Source organism: Streptomyces chisholmiae (assembly GCF_031845445.1).
Lineage (GTDB): Bacteria > Actinomycetota > Actinomycetes > Streptomycetales > Streptomycetaceae > Streptomyces > Streptomyces chisholmiae.
Map to the genome: position 1 here is coordinate 589050 of NZ_JAVREO010000001.1, position 17459 is coordinate 606508.

The 17459-nt window shown below is 75.0% G+C and carries 19 protein-coding genes; 13 read left to right on the plus strand and 6 right to left on the minus strand.

Going from position 1 to position 17459, the window contains the following annotated elements; genetic code table 11:
• Positions 1-17 precede the first annotated feature (17 nt).
• From ectA to RM844_RS02620, 3 genes are all read right to left on the minus strand, one after another.
• On the minus strand, positions 18-602 hold the full coding sequence (ectA, locus tag RM844_RS02610) for a diaminobutyrate acetyltransferase (RefSeq protein ID WP_311664176.1): 585 nt from the start codon (positions 600-602) through the stop codon (positions 18-20).
• Positions 603-1020: 418 nt separating this feature from the next.
• The gene (locus RM844_RS02615; protein ID WP_311664178.1) at positions 1021-1665 is read right to left on the minus strand and encodes a hypothetical protein; all 645 of its coding nucleotides are present in this window, start codon (positions 1663-1665) and stop codon (positions 1021-1023) included.
• A 47-nt stretch (positions 1666-1712) separates the two neighbouring features.
• Positions 1713-2291: a SigE family RNA polymerase sigma factor gene (locus RM844_RS02620; RefSeq protein ID WP_311664180.1), complete on the minus strand. Its 579-nt coding sequence runs from the start codon at positions 2289-2291 to the stop codon at positions 1713-1715.
• A 252-nt stretch (positions 2292-2543) separates the two neighbouring features.
• On the opposite strand from RM844_RS02620, the gene RM844_RS02625 reads away from it, so the two are divergent.
• Positions 2544-3653 carry an amidohydrolase family protein gene (locus RM844_RS02625; protein ID WP_311664182.1) on the plus strand — a complete coding sequence of 370 codons (1110 nt, stop codon included), beginning with the start codon at positions 2544-2546 and terminating at the stop codon, positions 3651-3653.
• Positions 3654-3973: 320 nt separating this feature from the next.
• A complete protein-coding gene (locus RM844_RS02630; protein ID WP_311664184.1) occupies positions 3974-4942 on the plus strand; it encodes an SCO1860 family LAETG-anchored protein in 969 nt (322 codons plus the stop codon).
• 93 nt (positions 4943-5035) lie between these two features.
• On the opposite strand, the gene RM844_RS02635 is transcribed toward RM844_RS02630, so the two are convergent.
• Together RM844_RS02635 and RM844_RS02640 are read right to left on the minus strand one after the other, a co-directional pair.
• Complete coding sequence (locus RM844_RS02635) at positions 5036-5227, minus strand: hypothetical protein (protein ID WP_311664186.1); 192 nt, start codon at positions 5225-5227, stop codon at positions 5036-5038.
• Positions 5228-5255: 28 nt separating this feature from the next.
• A complete protein-coding gene (locus RM844_RS02640; RefSeq protein ID WP_311664188.1) occupies positions 5256-6620 on the minus strand; it encodes an inorganic phosphate transporter in 1365 nt (454 codons plus the stop codon).
• 68 nt (positions 6621-6688) lie between these two features.
• Here RM844_RS02640 and RM844_RS02645 point away from each other — a divergent pair, with 68 nt between their 5' ends.
• The 6 genes from RM844_RS02645 to RM844_RS02670 all read left to right on the plus strand — a co-directional run bounded on the left by RM844_RS02645 (position 6689) and on the right by RM844_RS02670 (position 13441).
• A complete protein-coding gene (locus RM844_RS02645; protein ID WP_394814399.1) occupies positions 6689-7453 on the plus strand; it encodes a class II aldolase/adducin family protein in 765 nt (254 codons plus the stop codon).
• Between the two features lie 154 nt (positions 7454-7607).
• Positions 7608-8744 carry an alpha/beta hydrolase gene (locus tag RM844_RS02650; protein ID WP_311664190.1) on the plus strand — a complete coding sequence of 379 codons (1137 nt, stop codon included), beginning with the start codon at positions 7608-7610 and terminating at the stop codon, positions 8742-8744.
• An 86-nt stretch (positions 8745-8830) separates the two neighbouring features.
• Complete coding sequence (locus tag RM844_RS02655) at positions 8831-10216, plus strand: hypothetical protein (RefSeq protein ID WP_311664192.1); 1386 nt, start codon at positions 8831-8833, stop codon at positions 10214-10216.
• A 135-nt stretch (positions 10217-10351) separates the two neighbouring features.
• Complete coding sequence (locus RM844_RS02660) at positions 10352-11950, plus strand: ABC-F family ATP-binding cassette domain-containing protein (RefSeq protein ID WP_311664194.1); 1599 nt, start codon at positions 10352-10354, stop codon at positions 11948-11950.
• 347 nt (positions 11951-12297) lie between these two features.
• Positions 12298-12519: a helix-turn-helix domain-containing protein gene (locus RM844_RS02665; protein WP_311664196.1), complete on the plus strand. Its 222-nt coding sequence runs from the start codon at positions 12298-12300 to the stop codon at positions 12517-12519.
• 145 nt (positions 12520-12664) lie between these two features.
• Positions 12665-13441, plus strand: coding sequence for an enoyl-CoA hydratase/isomerase family protein (locus tag RM844_RS02670; RefSeq protein WP_311664198.1), 777 nt, complete (start codon positions 12665-12667; stop codon positions 13439-13441).
• Between the two features lie 16 nt (positions 13442-13457).
• Here the strand turns inward: RM844_RS02670 and RM844_RS02675 are convergent, their stop codons facing one another.
• Positions 13458-14207 carry a nucleopolyhedrovirus P10 family protein gene (locus RM844_RS02675; RefSeq protein ID WP_311664200.1) on the minus strand — a complete coding sequence of 250 codons (750 nt, stop codon included), beginning with the start codon at positions 14205-14207 and terminating at the stop codon, positions 13458-13460.
• 254 nt (positions 14208-14461) lie between these two features.
• Between RM844_RS02675 and RM844_RS02680 the strand changes: the two genes are divergently transcribed.
• The 5 genes from RM844_RS02680 to amaP are packed head-to-tail and all read left to right on the plus strand — an operon-like array spanning position 14462 to position 16842.
• Positions 14462-14881, plus strand: a complete 420-nt coding sequence (locus RM844_RS02680; RefSeq protein WP_311664349.1) for an Asp23/Gls24 family envelope stress response protein — start codon at positions 14462-14464, stop codon at positions 14879-14881.
• Positions 14882-14923: 42 nt separating this feature from the next.
• Complete coding sequence (locus RM844_RS02685) at positions 14924-15115, plus strand: hypothetical protein (protein WP_311664202.1); 192 nt, start codon at positions 14924-14926, stop codon at positions 15113-15115.
• Positions 15116-15117: 2 nt separating this feature from the next.
• Positions 15118-15507 (plus strand): hypothetical protein, encoded by a 390-nt coding sequence (locus tag RM844_RS02690; protein ID WP_311664204.1) that lies wholly within the window; start codon positions 15118-15120, stop codon positions 15505-15507.
• Between the two features lie 34 nt (positions 15508-15541).
• Complete coding sequence (locus RM844_RS02695; RefSeq protein ID WP_394814400.1) at positions 15542-16231, plus strand: DUF6286 domain-containing protein; 690 nt, start codon at positions 15542-15544, stop codon at positions 16229-16231.
• Positions 16232-16245: 14 nt separating this feature from the next.
• A complete protein-coding gene (amaP, locus tag RM844_RS02700; RefSeq protein ID WP_311664207.1) occupies positions 16246-16842 on the plus strand; it encodes an alkaline shock response membrane anchor protein AmaP in 597 nt (198 codons plus the stop codon).
• Positions 16843-17459: the final 617 nt, after the last annotated feature.

Sequence of the window (17459 nt, forward strand, 5' to 3'; positions counted from 1 at the left end):
GGGAAGAGGTCGTCGGGTCAGCGCGCGGCGGCGACGTCGGGGACGCGGATGGGGCCGATCCGGTACAGCACTTCCGGCTGGTGGCCGCTCTCGGGGAACGCCTCACTGTCGAACAGCACCTCGCGACGCACGGCGGCCTGGTGGCGCTCCGCGAAGGCGGCGAACAGTCGGTTGGAGGCGGTGTTGTCCGGTGTGACGGTGGTTTCGATGGTGGTCACCCCCAGCTCCTCGCCCGTTCGGCGGACGAGGGCGTTCAGCATCGCGGCGGCGAGGCCACGTCCCCGCTGTGCGTGGTCCACGGCGACCTGCCAGATGAGCAGCGTCGTCGGCTCGTCCGGGCGGAGGTATCCGGTGATGAAGCCGGTCGGCGCGCCCGACGTGTCGCTGGCCACGATAGAGGTGCTGGCGTAGTCGCGGCACCACAGTAGGTAACTGTACGAAGAGTTCAGGTCAAGTGCGCGCGAGTCCCGGGCGATCCGCCACAGGGCGGACCCGTGCTCGGGTCGCGGCTTGTCGAGCGTGAGCCCTTCTGGCACTTCCACTGTTCCAGGTATTTCCAGGTAATCGACGGCACCTGCATGGTCTGCTTGTGCGGGGGTCATGCGAATCGAATTTACCCAGCATGAGTTGAGATTGCATCGCCGGCAGGGGTTAACAGGTGTGTGTGGAATGTGTTATCGCGCGCGCGTACGCAGGGGCGCGGAGCATCGGCAAAAGATGGGGTTTTGTCCGGTGAATACCGGGCAAAAAGGGCGCCTCCGTGCGATGGGTCACATGTTGGTAACGACGATGTGACCTCGCTGACCTGCTGGTGTGACGATGGACCGACCTCCGGATGGGCCGGTTTAGGGTCCGCGAAACCGGGAAGAAGCGCCTCGTGACCTCGCCTCGATAAACTCTGGAAAACGTCCGTCGAATTCCTCGGGAGCGAGCCGGGAACGGATGTTGCGGAAGCGGCGAGAGAGACGCGCAAAAGATTATCCGGAGGATTCTCGCGGAATGCCAGCGGTGCTGGGCCGATCAGCTGAACCCGCCACTCGCCGTCACCGGACCGGCCGGCCCCTCGCCGGTCACCAGGTAGCGGTCGAGCGCGGCCGCGCGCGGGCCGGCGTCGTGGTCGTACTGCCCGGCGAACACGTGCGAGCCCGTCGGCACCTCGGCCCCCGGCCGCAGCTCCCAGCGGAAGACCAGGTCACCGCCCTCGTGTACGACCGACAGGGTGAAGTCGTCGGTCGGCAGGGTGCGCCAGCCCCCGGTCGGCCGCATCCCGTCCTCGGCCACCACCCGCAGCTCCACGGCCAGCGCGGTCAACGGCTGGCTGGTTTCCAGGGTGACGTTGCTCTGCGACCAGTAGGGGCCGCTGCCCGGGTCGATCGCGCCCTCCGACGACAGCACGGCCGCCGGCGCGCCCCGTTCGGCCGGGCCGGCGCCACCCCCCTCGCCCAGCCAGCCGACGGCCGGCAGCGTCACCGCGAGCACGCAGCCCAACGCCACCGCGGCGGTCGCTGCCAGCACCCGCCACCGCGGGCCCGGGCGGGCGGCCGAGGCCGGCCCGGCCTCCTCCGCCATCCCGGCCTGGACGCGTGCCAGCATCCGCGCCCGGTCCGGCCGGTGCTCGGCGGCGGCCGCGCGCAACAGCTCCCGAGCGTCCCGGTGGTCGCCCATCGAGGTCCCCTCCCACGGTCGGCGGATTGGGGGCGGGAACGGGAAGCTCACCAGCCGCGCCGCTGGAGAGGACCGGTGGACAGCGCCCGGAGCATCTCCGGGGCCCCGCCCTCGCCCTCCGCGCGGACCCCCGGCTCGCGCAGCAGCCGCTGCAACTCCGCCAGTCCGCGCGAGGTCTGACTCTTCACGGTACCCACCGAGATGTCGAGCGTGCGGGCGGTCTCCCGCTCGGAGAGGTCGAAGGCGTGCCGCAGCACCACGCACGCCCGCTTCCGGTAGGGGAGCCGGGCCAACGCGGCGCGCACGTCCAGCACCGCCGGCACGTCCGGCCCGTCCACGTGCTCGGCGGGCCGGGCCCAGAAGAGCGCGACCCGGCGGCGTTCCCGGATACGGGACCTGATCTGGGAGCGGGCCAGGTTGGCGACCACCCCCCGGGCGTACGCCAGCGGTCGCTCGGCGCCGGTCACCCGGTCCCAGTGGTGCCAGATCGCCAGCAGGGCGTCGGCGGCCAGATCGTCGGCGCTCTCCCGGCCGCCGTCGCCGCCCAGCAACAGATAGGCCAGTCGGGAGAGTTCGACATGGTGACGGTCAAAGAAGGCGTGGAAGTCTTCGGTGGGGCTGGCCACGCCGGCCTCCTCGGGTGTGCGGCTCGTCGTTGGGGGGACTACTCATCCTTGTTCGACAGGTCGTTCGCCGTTCGCATATCCGCCCAGCCCCGGGAGTTGGGAGCGTAGCAGGCGATCGGTAGGCTGCCGAGGCTCGTGAACGGGCCGGTTCCCGGACGTCTTCCGGCCGGTGCCCGACCCGACCGATCCGGGCTCGGGCCAGCCGGCAGCCGCCGGGCCTGGGCGCGGCCGACGCCGATCCAGGAGGTCCAGTTGACCGACGGGCAGGTACTGCGTGTGGTGGGCCGGGTGCTCACCGGCCCCGGCGCCGCCACCGACGAGGACGAGGTGCGCGACCAGATCTGGGTCGTCGGCGGCCGGGTGTCCCTCACCCCGCCGACCGGCGCCCGCGAGGTGACGACGGTGCGCGGCTTCGCGCTGCCCGGGCTGGTCGACGCCCACTGCCATGTCGGCCTCGGCCCCGAGGGCGCGGTCGACACGGCCACCACCGAGGAGCAGGCCCGCACCGAGCGGGCCGCCGGTGCCCTGCTGTTGCGGGACGCCGGCTCGGCCGCCGACACCCGGTGGCTCGACGACCGCGCCGACCTGCCCCGGGTCATCAGGGCCGGCCGGCACATCGCCCGCCCCCGCCGCTACATTCGCAACTACGCCCACGAGGTCGAACCGCCCCAACTCGCGGACCGGGTACGTCGGGAGGCCCGTGCCGGCGACGGCTGGGTCAAGCTGGTGGGGGACTGGATCGACCGGGACCGCGGCGACCTGGCGCCCTGCTGGCCGGCCGACGCGCTGCGCGCCGCCATCGCCGCCGCCCACCAGGAGGGGGCGAGGGTCACCGCCCACTGCTTCGCCGAGGACTCGCTCCGCGACCTGGTCGAGGCCGGCATCGACTGCGTCGAACACGCCACCGGGCTGACCGAGGAGACCATCCCGCTCTTCGCCGAGCGGGGCGTGGCGATCGTGCCCACGCTCGTCAACATCGCGACCTTCCCCACCCTGGCGGCCGGCGGCGAGCGGCGCTATCCGGACTGGGCGGCGCACATGCGCCGGCTGCACGCCCGCCGCTACCAAACGGTGCGTGCCGCCTGGGACGCCGGCATCCCGATCTTCGCCGGCACCGACGCGGGCGGCTCCCTGGCCCACGGCCTGATCGCCCGCGAGGTCGCCGAACTGGCCGCCGCCGGTCTGCCGCGGCTGGCCGCGCTCTCGGCCGCGACCTGGGGCGCGCGCGCCTGGCTCGGCCGGCCGGGGCTCACCGAGGGGGCGCCGGCCGACCTGGTGGTCTACGCCGACGACCCGCGCGCGGACCTGTCCGAACTGGCCCGGCCGCGGCGGGTGGTGCTGCGCGGTCAGGTCGTCGTCTGACCACGCGGCCAGCCGCCGCCCCGCCCACCGAACCCACCCCACGTCCCCGGTCGCCGTCGGTGGTGGCTGTGGGCGCCCGGCCGCGCGCCGGCGCCTTGCCGTGCGGCGGGTTGGCCGGGGGCGTTCGCGCGCCCCTGGCCCGCGCCCCCGTCCGGGAGCGGAACGCCCGTACGGACGCCAGCTCCCCCATACGGGTGAATGGGGCCCGAACCTCACCCGGCGCGAAACCCAGCGCCAAGGATGGCGTCGTCCCGGTCGCCACCGTGCCGATGTCCCTTCCGCACGGCGGCGGCGATCACCATTCCGTGGGGGTTCCACCCGTGTACAACTCCGCCTTACGGCTGCCCGTCTCGCTCGCCCTGGGGGCCGCCTGCGGCGTGCTGCTGACCGCCCCGCCCGCCGTCGCCGACGACGGGCCCGGCCAGGAGACCGAGGGCTCCGCGAGCGCCGCGGTGCTGCGCACCGCCCTGGACGTCTCGCTGCTGGACGGCACCGCCCGGCTGCCGCTCACCCTGGCGCTCAACGAGGTGCACGCGCCCGCCGACGCCGCCAGCGCCGACGAGACGCTGCTCACCGCCACCCTGGACGGGGTGGCCGACGGCCGCCCCTTCGAGGTGCTGGCCGCCGAGGTCGCCAGCGCCGAGGCCACCGTCGACCAGGACGCGGCGAGCGCCGAGACCGCCCTGGTCGACGCCAGCGTCCACCTGCCAGGACTCGCCGCGCTGCCGCTGCTGGAGCTGACCGCGGTCAGCGCCAGGGCGCACTGCCCGGCCGGCGCGGCGCCGACCGCCGAGACCGAGATGCCCGCCACCGCCACCGTCCTCGGCCGGGACGTCACGCTGGACAGCTCGGGCAGCACCGAGGTCGCCGTCCCCGGGGTCGGCCAGGTCACCCTGACCCTCGGGCACCGGGAGGCCAACGAGGCCGACGCGGCGGCCACCGCCCTCGACCTGGCGGTGGAGATCGACCCGTTGGAGCTCAACGTGGCCACCGTCAGCGGCCGGATCACGCTGGCCGAGGCGCGCTGCCAGGCCCCAGCGGCGACCGAGGACGAGGAGCGGCCGGCGACGGAGCCGGCCGCCGAGGAGCAGCCGGCGGCCGAGGAGCCGGAGGGGCCCCGGCCGGACAGCTGGCGGGAGAGCGAGCCGGCGGCCGACCTCGCGGAGACCGGCGGCAGCTCGAACACCCCGTACCTGGTGGGTGGCGCGCTGGCCCTGCTGGGCGTCGGGCTCGGCACGGTCTTCTTCGCCCGGCGCCGGGCGCTCGGCGCCCGCGACAGCAGGGGCTGACGGCGCGAAGCCGCCGCGCCGCCCGGTGGTCTACCGGGCGGCGCGGCGGCTCGGCTGGTGCGGGCGAGTCAGGGGTGCGGGCGGCTCAGCGGCTCAGGAGGCGATGAGCCAGATGCTGTAGCAGACGGCCGCCGCGCACAGCCCGAACGAGAGGTAGCCGGCCGAGCGGGCGGGACCGCGCCTGCCGCTCGTCCTGATGCCGACCGAGAAGAGACCCACTAGGGTCAGCGTCACCAGTACCGACACCAGGATGACCTGGCCCAGTACGTCCCATTCGATGTTCATCGCGTCAAGACCTCGAACTCGTGGCTGATCAGGGGGCGGTCGGCGAGGACCGCTCGGCGGTCGGTGCCGGGCTCGGCTCGGCGGTCGGCGAGGGTGCGGCCTGGGCCGGCTCCGCCGCGGTGACGGGCGGCTGCGGGAGGGTGGAGACCACCACCGACCCCTCGCCGGCCCCGTTCACCTCCACGTTCACCTCGGAGTTCACCTTTCCGTTCATCTTGGCGGTGCCAAGACCGGTGGTGACCGGCTCGGTGCCGACGGGCTCACCGGCGGCGGCCGGGGTCTCGGCGCCCTCCGTGTCGTTGACGTTGGAGTGGTCGACCGGCTTGCGGCGGGAGAGTGCCCAGATGGCGCCGCTGGCCACCACGAGCAGGACCGCGACCGTGGCCACGCCCCAGTCGCCGCGCTCCGCCAACACCGCGCCCAGCGCGCCGATCACGCCGGCCGCCGGCAGCGTCAGCAGCCAGGCGACGACCATCCGGGAGACCGTGTTCCAGCGGACCACGCCGCCGCGCCGGCCCAGCCCCGAGCCGGTCACGGCGCCCGAGCAGACCTGGGTGGTGGAGAGGGCGAAGCCCATGTGGGAGGAGGCCAGGATGGTGGTCGCCGCGCTGGTCTGGGCGGCGAAGCCCTGCGGCGGCTGGATGTCGGTCAGCCCCTTGCCCAGGGTGCGGATGATCCGCCACCCGCCGAGGTAGGTGCCCAGTGCGATGGCGATGCCGGCCGAGGCGATCACCCACAGCGGCGGGTCGGAGTTGGGGGCCAGCGAGCCGCCGGCGATCAGCGCCAGCGTCATCACGCCCATGGTCTTCTGCGCGTCGTTGGTGCCGTGCGCCAGCGAGACCAGGGCGGCGGAGGCGATCTGGCCGGCCCGGTAGCCCTTCGCGCTGGTCCGCTCGTCGGCGCCCCTGGTGACCCGGTAGGTCAGCTTGGTCGCCGCCATGGCCGCGAAGCCGGCGACTAGGGGAGCGGCGACCGCGGGTATGACCACCTTCGTGACCACCGCGTCACCGTTGATCCCACCGAAGCCGACCGAGGCCACGGTGGCGCCGATCAGCCCGCCGAAGAGCGCGTGCGAGGAGCTGGATGGGAGGCCGGCGAGCCAGGTGAGGAGGTTCCAGATGATCGCGCCGACCAGTCCGGCGAAGATCACTTCGGGCTTGACGCCCGCCTCCTCGTCGAGGATGCCGCCGGAGATGGTTCTGGCCACCTCGACGGAGAGGAACGCTCCGACCAGGTTGAGGACCGCCGACATCGCCACCGCTGCCTTGGGCTTCATCGCCCCGGTGGAGATGGTGGTGGCCATCGCGTTGGCCGTGTCGTGGAAGCCGTTGGTGAAGTCGAACGCCAAAGCCGTGATGATCACGATCGCGATCAACAGCGTGAAGTGTTCCATGTACCGGACAATCGTTCGGCGGGGCGGGGACAAGCCCGGTTAACGTAGGGTGAATAGGTGAACGGAAGATGAATGAACGGCGGCGTAAGGCTGTTGCTTCCCTCCTTTTTTCGGCAGGTGCCCCGGCGGGGCCCCGCGCCGCACCGCCCGCCTGGCGTACCGCCTGGCAGGAGCTGGTGCTCGCGGCCCGGCGGACGGTGACCGAAGGACTGGTCGTCGGCACCTCGGGTAACCTCTCGATCCGCCTGGAGGACACGGTCCTGGTGACACCGAGTGGTGTCCCCTACGACCAACTCCGGCCGCGCGACCTGCTCGCGGTCGACCTCGACGGGCGCCGGCTGGTCGGCCGGCTCGAACCCACCAGCGAGCTGCCGCTCCATCTCGCCGTCTACCGGAAGACCGACGCCCGCGCCGTGGTGCACACCCACGCCGCCCGGGCCACCGCGGTCTCCACGCTGGTGGACGAGCTGCCGCCGATCCACTACATGGCGGCGGCGATGGGCGGGCCGATCCGGGTCGCCGGGTACGCCACCTACGGCTCCGACGAGTTGGCCCAGGCGGCGCTGGCCGCGCTCACCGACCGCACCGGCTGCCTGCTGCGCAACCACGGGACCCTGGTGCACGGCCGCGACCTGCGGCAGGCCATGGACCACACGGCGCAGCTGGAGTGGATGTGCCAGGTGTGGCTGGCCGCCAGCGCCGTCCCCGGCCGCCAGCCGACGCTGCTCACCCCGGCCCAGCTCGCCGAGGCCGGCGAGCGGCTGCGCGGCTACGGCCAGCCCCCGGAGCACGCCGCCGCCGCGCCCGGCGCCGGCCAGCGCGCCGAGCGCTGACCACCGCACACCCACCGGGGCGCGCGCCGGAGCGTTCCCCCGACGCGCGCCCCCCGGCGCCCGCCCGAGCCCGCACCGGACGCCGTTCGCCGTCACCACCCGTTCCGGCGCGGTGTGGTGGCCGTTCGGGCCCGGCCGGCCCATGCTGGGGACCATGCGACGGCGGATCACGGCGGCCCTGGCCGCCAGCACGGTGTTGGCGGCCGGCGCGGGCCTGGCCACGGCGGTGGCGGGCCGGTGGGCCAGCGGCACCGGGCTCGGCGCCGCCGGCGCCCGGCGGCCGGCCGGCTTCGCCGGCATCAGGTTCGCGGTGCACGACAGCACCGCCGACACCATCACCCTCACCCGGTCCCCGCACTCGCTGCGCCCCGGCACCTACCGGCTCACCGGCCGGCACGGCTCGGCCGTGATCGGTCCGCCGCTGGACCTGCCCAGCTCGCCGGACACCGTGGTGCGCCAGCTCCTCGGGGTGACGCCCGGCCCGTTCCAGGTCGGCGCCTCGGTGGGGCTCACCCCCCAGCTGCACACCGGGACCCCGCGCTCGGCGCTCGGCATCGACCACACCGACGTCGAACTCCCGCACGGCTCGGTCACGTTGCCCGCCTGGTACGTCCCCGGGGCGCGGGAGACCTGGGTGATCACACTGCCGGGCCTGGGCGCCACCCGGGAGCTGCCGCTGAACGTGCTGCCGTTCCTGCGGCAGCACCAGTTCCCCGTGCTGCTGCCCAGCCTCCGCGGCGACCCGGGCGCTCCCCGGCGGGCCGAGCGGGCCTACCGGCTGGGCGCGGGGGAGTGGCGGGACGCCGAGGCGGCGCTCCGCTTCGCGATCCGCGCCGGCGCGCGCAGGGTGGTGCTCTACGGCTGGTCCGCCGGCGCGGCGATGGCCCTGCACACCGCCACCCACTCCCCGTTGCGCCGCCAGATCGCCGGCCTGGTGCTGGACTCGCCGGTCCTCGCGCCCGCCGCCACGCTGCGTGCCCTGGCCGCCCGGCGCGGGCTGCCCGCGCCCCTGCGCCCGTTGGCCGTCGCCGCCGCCCAGCGCGGCGCCCCGCCCGCCGAGCCGCCGCCGATGCCCCCGGCGGACGGCGGCCAGGCACCGCCCCCGGTGCTGCTGGTGCACGGCCCGGACGACACCGTCGCCCCGTTCGCCGCCTCCCGGGAGTTCGCCGGCCGGCACGAGCGGCACGTGCACCTGCACACCGTCGGCCAGGCCGAGCACGCCGCCATGTGGAACGCGGACCCCAGCGGCTACCAGGAGGCGCTGCGCCGCTTCCTCACTCCCCTGATGTGAACGGCGCGCCCGTCGCGCAACGCTCCTCATCTACCCCGCTGTACGGGGGGTTTGGGCTTTGGCGCTCGAACGGAGAAACTGCTCGGGTGACGTCCCGAACTCCGCGTGAGCCCAGGTTGCGCCTTGTCCCGCAGACCTCCCCGCAACGAGCGCCGGATCAGCGCCGGACCGCCGAGCGCAGACGTCCCCCGCGACCACCCAAGGGCGTGCTGCCCCCCGAAGCGCTCGCCGGCCAGGCGCGCGCCCTGCTGGCCGACGCGGTGCGGGTGGCGCACTGGGCCAGCGGCGCCGGCATCTCCCCGGAGCAGGCTGGCGACCGCGCCGTCGCCGAACTGGCCATGACCCGCGCCGAGCTGCGGGCCAACTGGAGCAGCGCCCGGCTGGCCGGGCTGCTGGAGATCGACGGCGAGGACGGCACCGTCCGTGCCGGCTGGCGGCTGCGCGCCTGGGACGGTGACGACACGGCGGCGCTGCGCGGCTGGGTGGCGCTCTTCGACGCCTGGTGCCTGGCCCGCCCGGCGCCCACCGACGCCGACCCCTCGCTGGTCACCGACGTGGTCGCGGCCATGCCCCAACTGCTCTCCGTGATGCGGCTCTCCGAGGGCCCGGTCACCGCGGCCGGCCTGATCGACCTGATGCGCCGGCGGGTGGACGAGCTGCGCGCCGAGCGCCAGGGCGACGAGCGGCAGGACCCGCCGCCGCCCGAGGACCGGGCGACGGTGGCCGAGCGGGTGCGGCTGCTGGGCTGGGCGCTGGACGCGCTGGCCTCGGTCGGCGCCCTCACCCTGCACGCCAGGGGCGACCGGCCGGCCCGGGCCCGGCTCACCGACCTGGGCAGCTGGGCGATGTGGACCAAGCTGGAGCAGATCTGCGTCGCCGCCCAGGGCACCGCGGGCAACATCGAGCAGTCGGCCGTGGCGATGCTCCGCGGCTGCGCCTACCTGACGCCGGGCCCGGCCCGCGCCGAGTACCGCGCCTGGCTGGCGGTGCGCCCCACCGCGCCCGCCGTCGACGAGCTGCTGGCGGCGGCCCGTGGCGAGGACGCGCTGATCCGGGGGCTCGCCTTCCAGGCGCTCCGGGTGGTCGGCGCCCCCGCGACGGACGCGGTGCGCGCGGTGGTGGACGACCCGGTGCTGCGCCCCTACGCGCTGCTCTGGTTGGCCGACCACGAGGGCGGCGACCCGCGCGACCAGTCCGAGTCACCGCTGGGCGTGCTGACCCGGGTGGAGGCCACCTGGCTCTGGGTCGACACCGCGTCCGCCGCCCAGGAGCACGGCGCGGAACGGCTGTTGCTGGACCATCTGGACACCGCGCCGCAGGCGTCCGTCGCCGAACTGGTGGACGAGATGCGAACCTGTGGTCACCCGCGCACCGTTCAGGTGCTGCTGGCGCTGTCCGCCGTCCACCCGGACCAGGGCATCGCCAAACGGGTCCGCCGGGCCGCGTTCCAGGTGCACAGCGGGGGTGCCTGAGGCGGGCCGACGGCGGGCGAAACCTCCGTGTGGCGCGCGGCTAGAATGGCCGCATGGACATTCCGTTCCTCGTGCATTAGCGGGCCAAGCGCTGATCCGACCCCTGCCCACCCGTTCCGCACCTGGAGTCTGTCCATGATCACCGCGACCGGTATCGAGTTGCGCGCCGGAGCCCGCGTTCTGATCGAGAGCGCTTCCTTCCGCATCGCCCGCGGCGACCGCATCGGCCTGGTCGGCCGCAACGGCGCCGGCAAGACCACCCTCACCAAGTGCCTGGCCGGCGACGGCACGCCGGCCGGCGGCAGCATCAGCCGCTCCGGGGAGGTCGGCTACCTCCCGCAGGACCCCCGCACCGGCGACCTCGACGTGCTGGCCAGGGACCGCATCCTCGCCGCCCGCGGCCTGGACAGCGTGCTGCGCGGCATGCGGGAGAACGAGCAGCGCATGGCCAACGGCCAGGGCGCCACCCGCGAGCGCGCGATGCGCAAGTACGAGCGGCTGGAGACCGAGTTCCTCACCAAGGGCGGCTACGCCGCCGAGGCCGAGGCCGCCACCATCGCCGCCAGCCTGGGCCTGCCCGACCGGGTGCTCGGCCAGCCGCTGCACACCCTCTCCGGTGGCCAGCGGCGCCGCGTCGAGCTGGCCCGGATCCTCTTCTCCGACGCCGACATCCTGCTGCTGGACGAGCCGACCAACCACCTCGACGCCGACTCCATCGTCTGGCTGCGGGACTTCCTGAAGACCTACCGCGGTGGCCTGGTGGTCATCTCCCACGACATCGACCTGGTGGAGACGGTCGTCAACAAGGTCTTCTACCTGGACGCCAACCGCGCCGCCATCGACGTCTACAACATGGGCTGGAAGCAGTACCAGATCCAGCGCGAGGCCGACGAGAAGCGCCGCCGCCGGGAGCGGGCCAACGCGGAGAAGAAGGCCGCCGCGCTGAACAGCCAGGCCGACAAGATGCGCGCCAAGGCCACCAAGGCGGTCGCCGCGCAGAACATGGCCCGCCGGGCCGAGCGGCTGCTCGCCGGCCTGGAGGAGGAGCGCCGCTCCGACAAGGTCGCCAAGCTGCGCTTCCCCGACCCGGCGCCCTGCGGCAAGACCCCGCTCACCGCCGAGAGCCTCTCCAAGTCCTACGGCTCGCTGGAGATCTTCACCGACGTCTCGCTCGCCGTGGACCGCGGCTCCCGGGTGGTCATCCTGGGCCTCAACGGCGCCGGCAAGACCACTCTGCTGCGGCTGCTCGCCGGCGTCGAACAGCCCGACACCGGCGGTGTCACCCCGGGCCACGGCCTCAAGCTCGGCTACTACGCCCAGGAGCACGAGACGCTCGACCCGGAGCGCACCGTCCTGGAGAACATGCGCAGCGCAGCGCCCGACCTGGACGCGGTGCAGGTGCGGCGCACGCTGGGATCGTTCCTGTTCTCCGGGGACGACGTCGACAAGCCGGCCGGGGTGCTCTCCGGCGGTGAGAAGACCCGGCTGGCGCTGGCCACCCTGGTGGTCTCCTCGGCCAACGTGCTGTTGCTGGACGAGCCGACCAACAACCTCGACCCGGCCAGCCGGGAGGAGATCCTCGGCGCGCTGCGCAGCTTCAGTGGCGCCGTCGTCCTGGTCACCCACGACGAGGGCGCGGTGGACGCGCTCCAGCCGGAGCGGATCATCCTGCTGCCGGACGGCGTCGAGGACCTCTGGAGCCCCGACTACGCCGATCTGGTCGCCCTCGCCTGAGCCCGTCCGCCGGGCTCGTCCCGGCCCCGTCCCGGGCCGTCGCCTCCGCCGTTTGTGATCACCCGCGGTGGACCATTCGACGCAGGGATGATCATCCATCTGAGTGAGCGCGGTCGTAGCCGGGCGAGTGGACACCCCCGGCGCCCCCGCGTCCCCCGGCCCACCGTCCGGGGGCCGGCACGGCCGCGCCCACCTGCCCCTTCGCCCCGGACACCGCCGCCGGTACCGGCCCGCGCCCCGCGCCGGGCCGGTCCGCTTGTCGTACGGACCCCGACGAATGGGTGGCCAGAAGACCCGATAGGGGTGATCATGAGAGTCCAGAGCGCACTTCGTATGAGGAGGCACGAGTGGCCGAGACTCTGAAGAAGGGCAGCCGGGTGACCGGCACCGCACGCGAGCAGCTCGCGGCGGACCTGAAGCGAAAGTACGAGTCGGGGGCCAGCATCCGGGCGCTCGCCGAGGAGACCGGCAGGTCCTACGGCTTCGTCCACCGCATGCTCAGCGAGGCGGATGTCACCCTGCGTGGTCGCGGCGGGGCCACCCGCGGCAAGAAGACCCCCTCGGCCTGATCCGGGGAGATCCGTGGGTCACAGCCCGCGGGCCGCTCCCGTGATCCCGCCCGCCCGGCGGCCACGCACCCCGGGGTGCCGGGCTCGACCGCCGGTCGTTACTCTGCCAGGCGACACTACTGTCGAGTAACGAGCGGAGACCCGGATGAGCCTGCTCGACCAGGACGGCGTGCGCGTCACCGTCCACGACGCCGTGGCCACGATCACGCTGACCCACCCCGAACGGCGCAACGCGCAGACCCCGGCGATGTGGCACGCCCTCGCCGAGGCCGGCCGCCGGCTCACCGGGGACATCCGGGTGGTGGTGCTGCGCGCCGAGGGGGTGTCGTTCTCCGCCGGCCTGGACCGCCGGGCCCTCACCCCCGAGGGCATCGAGGGACAGCTCTCGCTCTTCGAGCTGGCCGGCCGGCCGGCGGCCGAGCGGGACGCCACCATCGCCGGCTACCAGGAGGCGTTCACCTGGTGGCGCCGCCCCGACCTGGTCTCGATCGCCGCCGTCCAGGGGCACGCCATCGGCGCCGGCTTCCAACTGGCGCTCGCCTGCGACCTGCGGGTCTGCGCCGAGGACGCGCAGTTCGCGATGCGGGAGACCAGCCTGGGCCTGGTCCCCGACCTGGGTGGCACCCACCCCCTCGTCACCCTGGTGGGCTACGCCAGGGCGTTGGAGATCTGCGCCACCGGCCGCGCCGTCCGGGCCGCCGAGGCGGAACGCCTCGGTCTGGCCAACCTGGTCGTCCCCGCCGACCAGCTGGCCGCCGCGACCGACGACCTGGCCGCCGCGCTGCTGGCCGCGCCGCGCGGCGCCCTGATCGAGACCAAGGCGCTGCTGCGCGCCGCCACCGGCAACGACTACGACACCCAGCGCGCCGCCGAACGCGCGGCCCAGGGCCGCCGGTTGACCGACCTGGCCGGCCTGGACTGACCGTCCGGCCGCCGGCTCAGCCCAGCTCCGTGACCAGCAGCGCGACCAGCACCGGACCCGGTGGCCGGCCGCCCGCCCCGGCGGCGGTCGCCGCCGCGACCTCGGTCACCTCGTCCACCAACGGGGCCAGCGGCCGCTCGCCCTCCGTCGCCACCTGGAGCCGCACCAGGCGGGCGGGTGGCTCCGTCTCGTCCGACACCCGCACCGCGCCCAGCCAGCCGTCCAGCACCGCCGACAGCTCCCGCACCCCGGCCACCGCCCGCACCGCCTCGGCGACCGCGTCCGCCCCGGGACCGCCGGCCGCCGTGCTGGCCGGCGGTCCCGGCGGGCCGGTCGGCGTCCCGGCCGGCTCCGGCGGCTCCGTCAGCAGCTCGGCGACCGTCAGGTCGACCGCCGCCACGTCGAGGCCCAGCCGGCCGACCGCCACCTCGGCCAGCGTCGCCCGCACCCGGTCGGCCAGCTCCGGCAGCGGCACCGCCGGGTAGGCGGCGATCTCCCCCGACAGCAGCAGCGGCTGCGGGGGCAGCGCGCTGGGCGGCCCCGGCACCGCGAGGCGGGGCGGCTCGGCCGCCAGCGGCTCAGCCGGCCCCAGCCGCACCCCGTCCAGCCGCGCCTGCGGCACCGCCGCGCCCACCGCCGTCACCAGCGCCGCCCGGGCCGCACGCTCCGTCAGCCAGGCGCCGGAGGCCTCGCCGAACCGCAGCGGCAGCAGTCTGCCCAGCCCCAGCTGACGGCGCACCGCCCGCAACAACCCGTTGTCGCCCACGTGTTGACACCTTCTCTTTCACCGATTCGTACTCAATCGGTCATCGCTGGGTACAAGCATCTCCTAGACACCGGCGGACGGCCGCCGGGCCGTGCGTCCGTTCGGGGGGTGCACGACGGCGGTTCCGTCGGACGCGCTTAGTGTGGCGAATAGGCGGCGGCTGGCCGCCGCCTTCGGGAAAGGGGCGATGGACAGTGACCGACACCAAGGCGGAGGACGGGACCGAGCAGGGGCCCGAGACGACCGGCAAGGCGCTGGGCACCCGCCGGGGCACCGGCGACCCCGCGACCCGGGGACGCACCACGATCGCCGACGGCGTGGTCGCGAAGATCGCCGGCATGGCGACCCGCGACGTGGTCGGGGTGCACGCGATGGGCAGCGGACTCGCCCGCACCTTCGGCGCCGTCAGGGACCGGGTACCGGGCGGCAGTCGCTCGGTGACCCGAGGCGTCAAGGCGGAGGTCGGTGAGGTGCAGACGGCCCTCGACCTCGAAGTGGTGGTCGAGTACGGCGTCTCCATCGCCGATGTCTCCCGTACCGTACGGGAGAACGTCATCGTGGCCGTCGAGCGGATGACCGGCCTGGAGGTCGTCGAGGTCAACATCAGCGTCGTCGACGTGAAACTGCCCGACGACGAGGAAGACGACGACGCCGAGCGGCCGCCGCTCCAGTAGGGCGGCCGGCAAGGCCCGGACGGCCGAGTGAGGGAGTACGAGATGAGCATGGCGGTGATCGGCATGGTCGCCGGGATGGCCCTGGGGTTCGCCGGATACTTCGGCGGCTTCGCGGCCTTCCTGCTGGTGGCGGCGCTGGGCGCGATCGGCTTCGTGATCGGCCGTTTCGTGGACGGTGACCTGGAGCCCGGGGACTTCTTCCGGGTCCGGGAGCGCGGCGACCGGCGGCGGTGACGGTGGAGGAGCGGGTACCGGCCGGGGAGCGCGGCGCGACCCGGATCACCGAACGGGTGGTCGCCAAGCTCGCCACCCAGGCGGCGCGCGAGGCGCTGCGCGCCGAACGGGCCGTCGTCGGCGCGCCCCGCCGGAAGGACGGCGGGCCGACCGCATCGGCGGTGGTACGCCGCTCGCCGGGCGCCGACGGCACCGGCGGCCTGGCCACCGTGCGGGTCGCCGTCGAGCTTGGCTACCCGTCGGACATCGGCGCCCAGTGCGGCGCGGTGCGCCGTCAGGTCGTGCGCCGGGTCGGCGAGTTGGCCGGGATGGAGCTCCAGGAGGTGACGGTCGCCGTGGAGCGGCTGCACTCCCCGGAGCTGGACGGCGCCGCCTCGGGCACCCTTCGGTGACTCCCCGGCGGGCAGCGAACGGAGGGCGGCGACGGTGAACGACGACGAGACGGGGCGCCAGGACACCGTCCGGCTGGCCAAGCCGGACCCGGGCCCCGTGCCGCCACCGGCAGACGCGGAGCCGGACGGGCCCCGGCAGTCCGACTCGCTGGCCAGGTACGATCCCGGGCCGGATGACGAGGGCGCCGCGCCGCGCTTCTGGTCCGCCCGCCGGGTGCCGGCGGCGCTGGCCGCGGCCGTCCTGCTGGTGGCCGCCGGGCCGCTGCTCTACGACGTGGCCTCGGTCCGCGCCGACCGGCCGGCCGCCGCCTGGCGCCGGGAGCTGGCGGAACAACTGGCCACCCGGCCGCTGGACGACCCGTGGGTGGTCGCCGGCGCGCTGCTGGCGATGCTGCTCGGCGTCGGGCTGGTGGCGCTGGCGGTCACGCCCGGGCTGCGCCAGCTGCTGCCGATGCGGCGGGACAGCGAGCTGATGCGTGCCGGGATCGAGCGGTCGGCCGCCGCCCTGGTGCTGCGCGACCGGGCGCTTGAGGTGTCCGGGGTGCGGAGCGTCCGGGTGGTCGTCGGCCGCCGCCGGATCAGGGTGGCGGCCCAGGCGCACTTCCGTGACCTGGACGTGGTGCGGGCCGACCTGGACGCGGTCCTCGCCCACGGGATCGACGAGCTGGGGCTGGCCCGCCGGCCGGCCCTGGCGGTCCACGTCCGGCGGCCGACCAAACGGTGAGGAGTGGCGGGAAGATGCTGCGGATCGTCAACCGGGTGCTGCTGGCGCTGACCGGCGTCGGGCTGTTCCTGCTCGGCCTCGCGGTGCTGGTCGGCACCTTCGACCTGCCCGCCCGCTGGGGCTTCGGCACCCCGTCCTGGTGGACCTGGCGGACCCCGGACGACGTGCTGCTGACCACGGCCGATCGGGTGCGACACCGGGAGGCCGGCTGGTTCTGGCCGGTGGTGATCGGTGCGCTGTCCCTGCTGGTGCTGCTCGCCCTGTGGTGGCTGCTGGCCCAGCTCCGCCGGCGGCGGCTCGCCGAGGTGCTGGTGGACAGCGGCGACGGGGTCGGCGCCCTGCTGAGCGGGCGCGCCATGGAGGACGTGGTGGCCGCCGAGGCGGAGGCCCTGCCGGGCGTCGACCGGGCCCGGATCACCCTGGTCGGGCGGCGGGAGCAGCCCAGGGCCCGGGTGGGCCTGCTGCTGGCGCCGCAGGCCAGGCCGGACGAGGCGGTGCGGCGGCTGCGCGCCGAGGCCCTGGACCACGCGCGGGTCTCCGCCGGCCTGGACACCCTGCCGGCGGAGGCCCACCTGCGCGCCGCCCGCCGCGGCCCCGAACGCGTCAGCTGACCCGCGGGTCGTTGGCCACGGGGGCTCCACGTCCCGGAGCCCCGGCCGGGCCGGCCGTCGGGCGTGCACACCACCCGGTTCCGGGCCCGCGGCCCGCCGGCTGACCCACGGGCCGGGTGACGCCGGACGGCGGGTCCGGAGCGCTCGGGGACGGGTGACGGCAGAGCGCGGCGCTGGTCGAGCGTGTCCCGCTGGATCGGGAGGACCTGCGCCGGCGCGGTCGGAGCGCATGCGCGCGGTCCGTCGGGCGCGCCGTCGGGTTGGGACGTTCGTATGTCCGGTGCCTGGCCCCTCACGGGCCCCTCGGCTCGGCCACGGCGAGGGTTTCCTGGCCCGGACCGGCACGTCGCGGCCCACCGGCGGAGCCGGGACGGCGGGTCCGGAGAGTGCCGGTCGGCGAAGGCGGGGGAGTCGGCCAGCGGGAACGGACTCGGTGCCTGAGAGGTCGCGGAAGCGCAACCGCTCCGGCTCGGGTTCTCGGGCCGGGCTCGTGGTCCTGGCGTTCACGGGCTCCCGATGCCTGCCGGTGTGCCGGCCCCGCCGCTTCGGGTCCGCACGGGGCGGGCTGGTCGGGTCCGGCGCTGGTTCCGCGGCGTCCGGGGCGGTGGATCCTGACG

Coding starts and splice junctions, on each gene's coding strand:
- ectA (WP_311664176.1), bottom strand. CDS start 602: ATGACCCCCGCACAAGCAGACCATGCAGGTGCCGTCGATTACCTGGAA.
- RM844_RS02615 (WP_311664178.1), bottom strand. CDS start 1,665: ATGGGCGACCACCGGGACGCTCGGGAGCTGTTGCGCGCGGCCGCCGCC.
- RM844_RS02660 (WP_311664194.1), top strand. CDS start 10,352: ATGATCACCGCGACCGGTATCGAGTTGCGCGCCGGAGCCCGCGTTCTG.
- RM844_RS02650 (WP_311664190.1), top strand. CDS start 7,608: ATGCGACGGCGGATCACGGCGGCCCTGGCCGCCAGCACGGTGTTGGCG.
- RM844_RS02645 (WP_394814399.1), top strand. CDS start 6,689: ATGAATGAACGGCGGCGTAAGGCTGTTGCTTCCCTCCTTTTTTCGGCA.
- RM844_RS02670 (WP_311664198.1), top strand. CDS start 12,665: ATGAGCCTGCTCGACCAGGACGGCGTGCGCGTCACCGTCCACGACGCC.
- RM844_RS02640 (WP_311664188.1), bottom strand. CDS start 6,620: ATGGAACACTTCACGCTGTTGATCGCGATCGTGATCATCACGGCTTTG.
- RM844_RS02635 (WP_311664186.1), bottom strand. CDS start 5,227: ATGAACATCGAATGGGACGTACTGGGCCAGGTCATCCTGGTGTCGGTA.
- RM844_RS02685 (WP_311664202.1), top strand. CDS start 14,924: ATGAGCATGGCGGTGATCGGCATGGTCGCCGGGATGGCCCTGGGGTTC.
- amaP (WP_311664207.1), top strand. CDS start 16,246: ATGCTGCGGATCGTCAACCGGGTGCTGCTGGCGCTGACCGGCGTCGGG.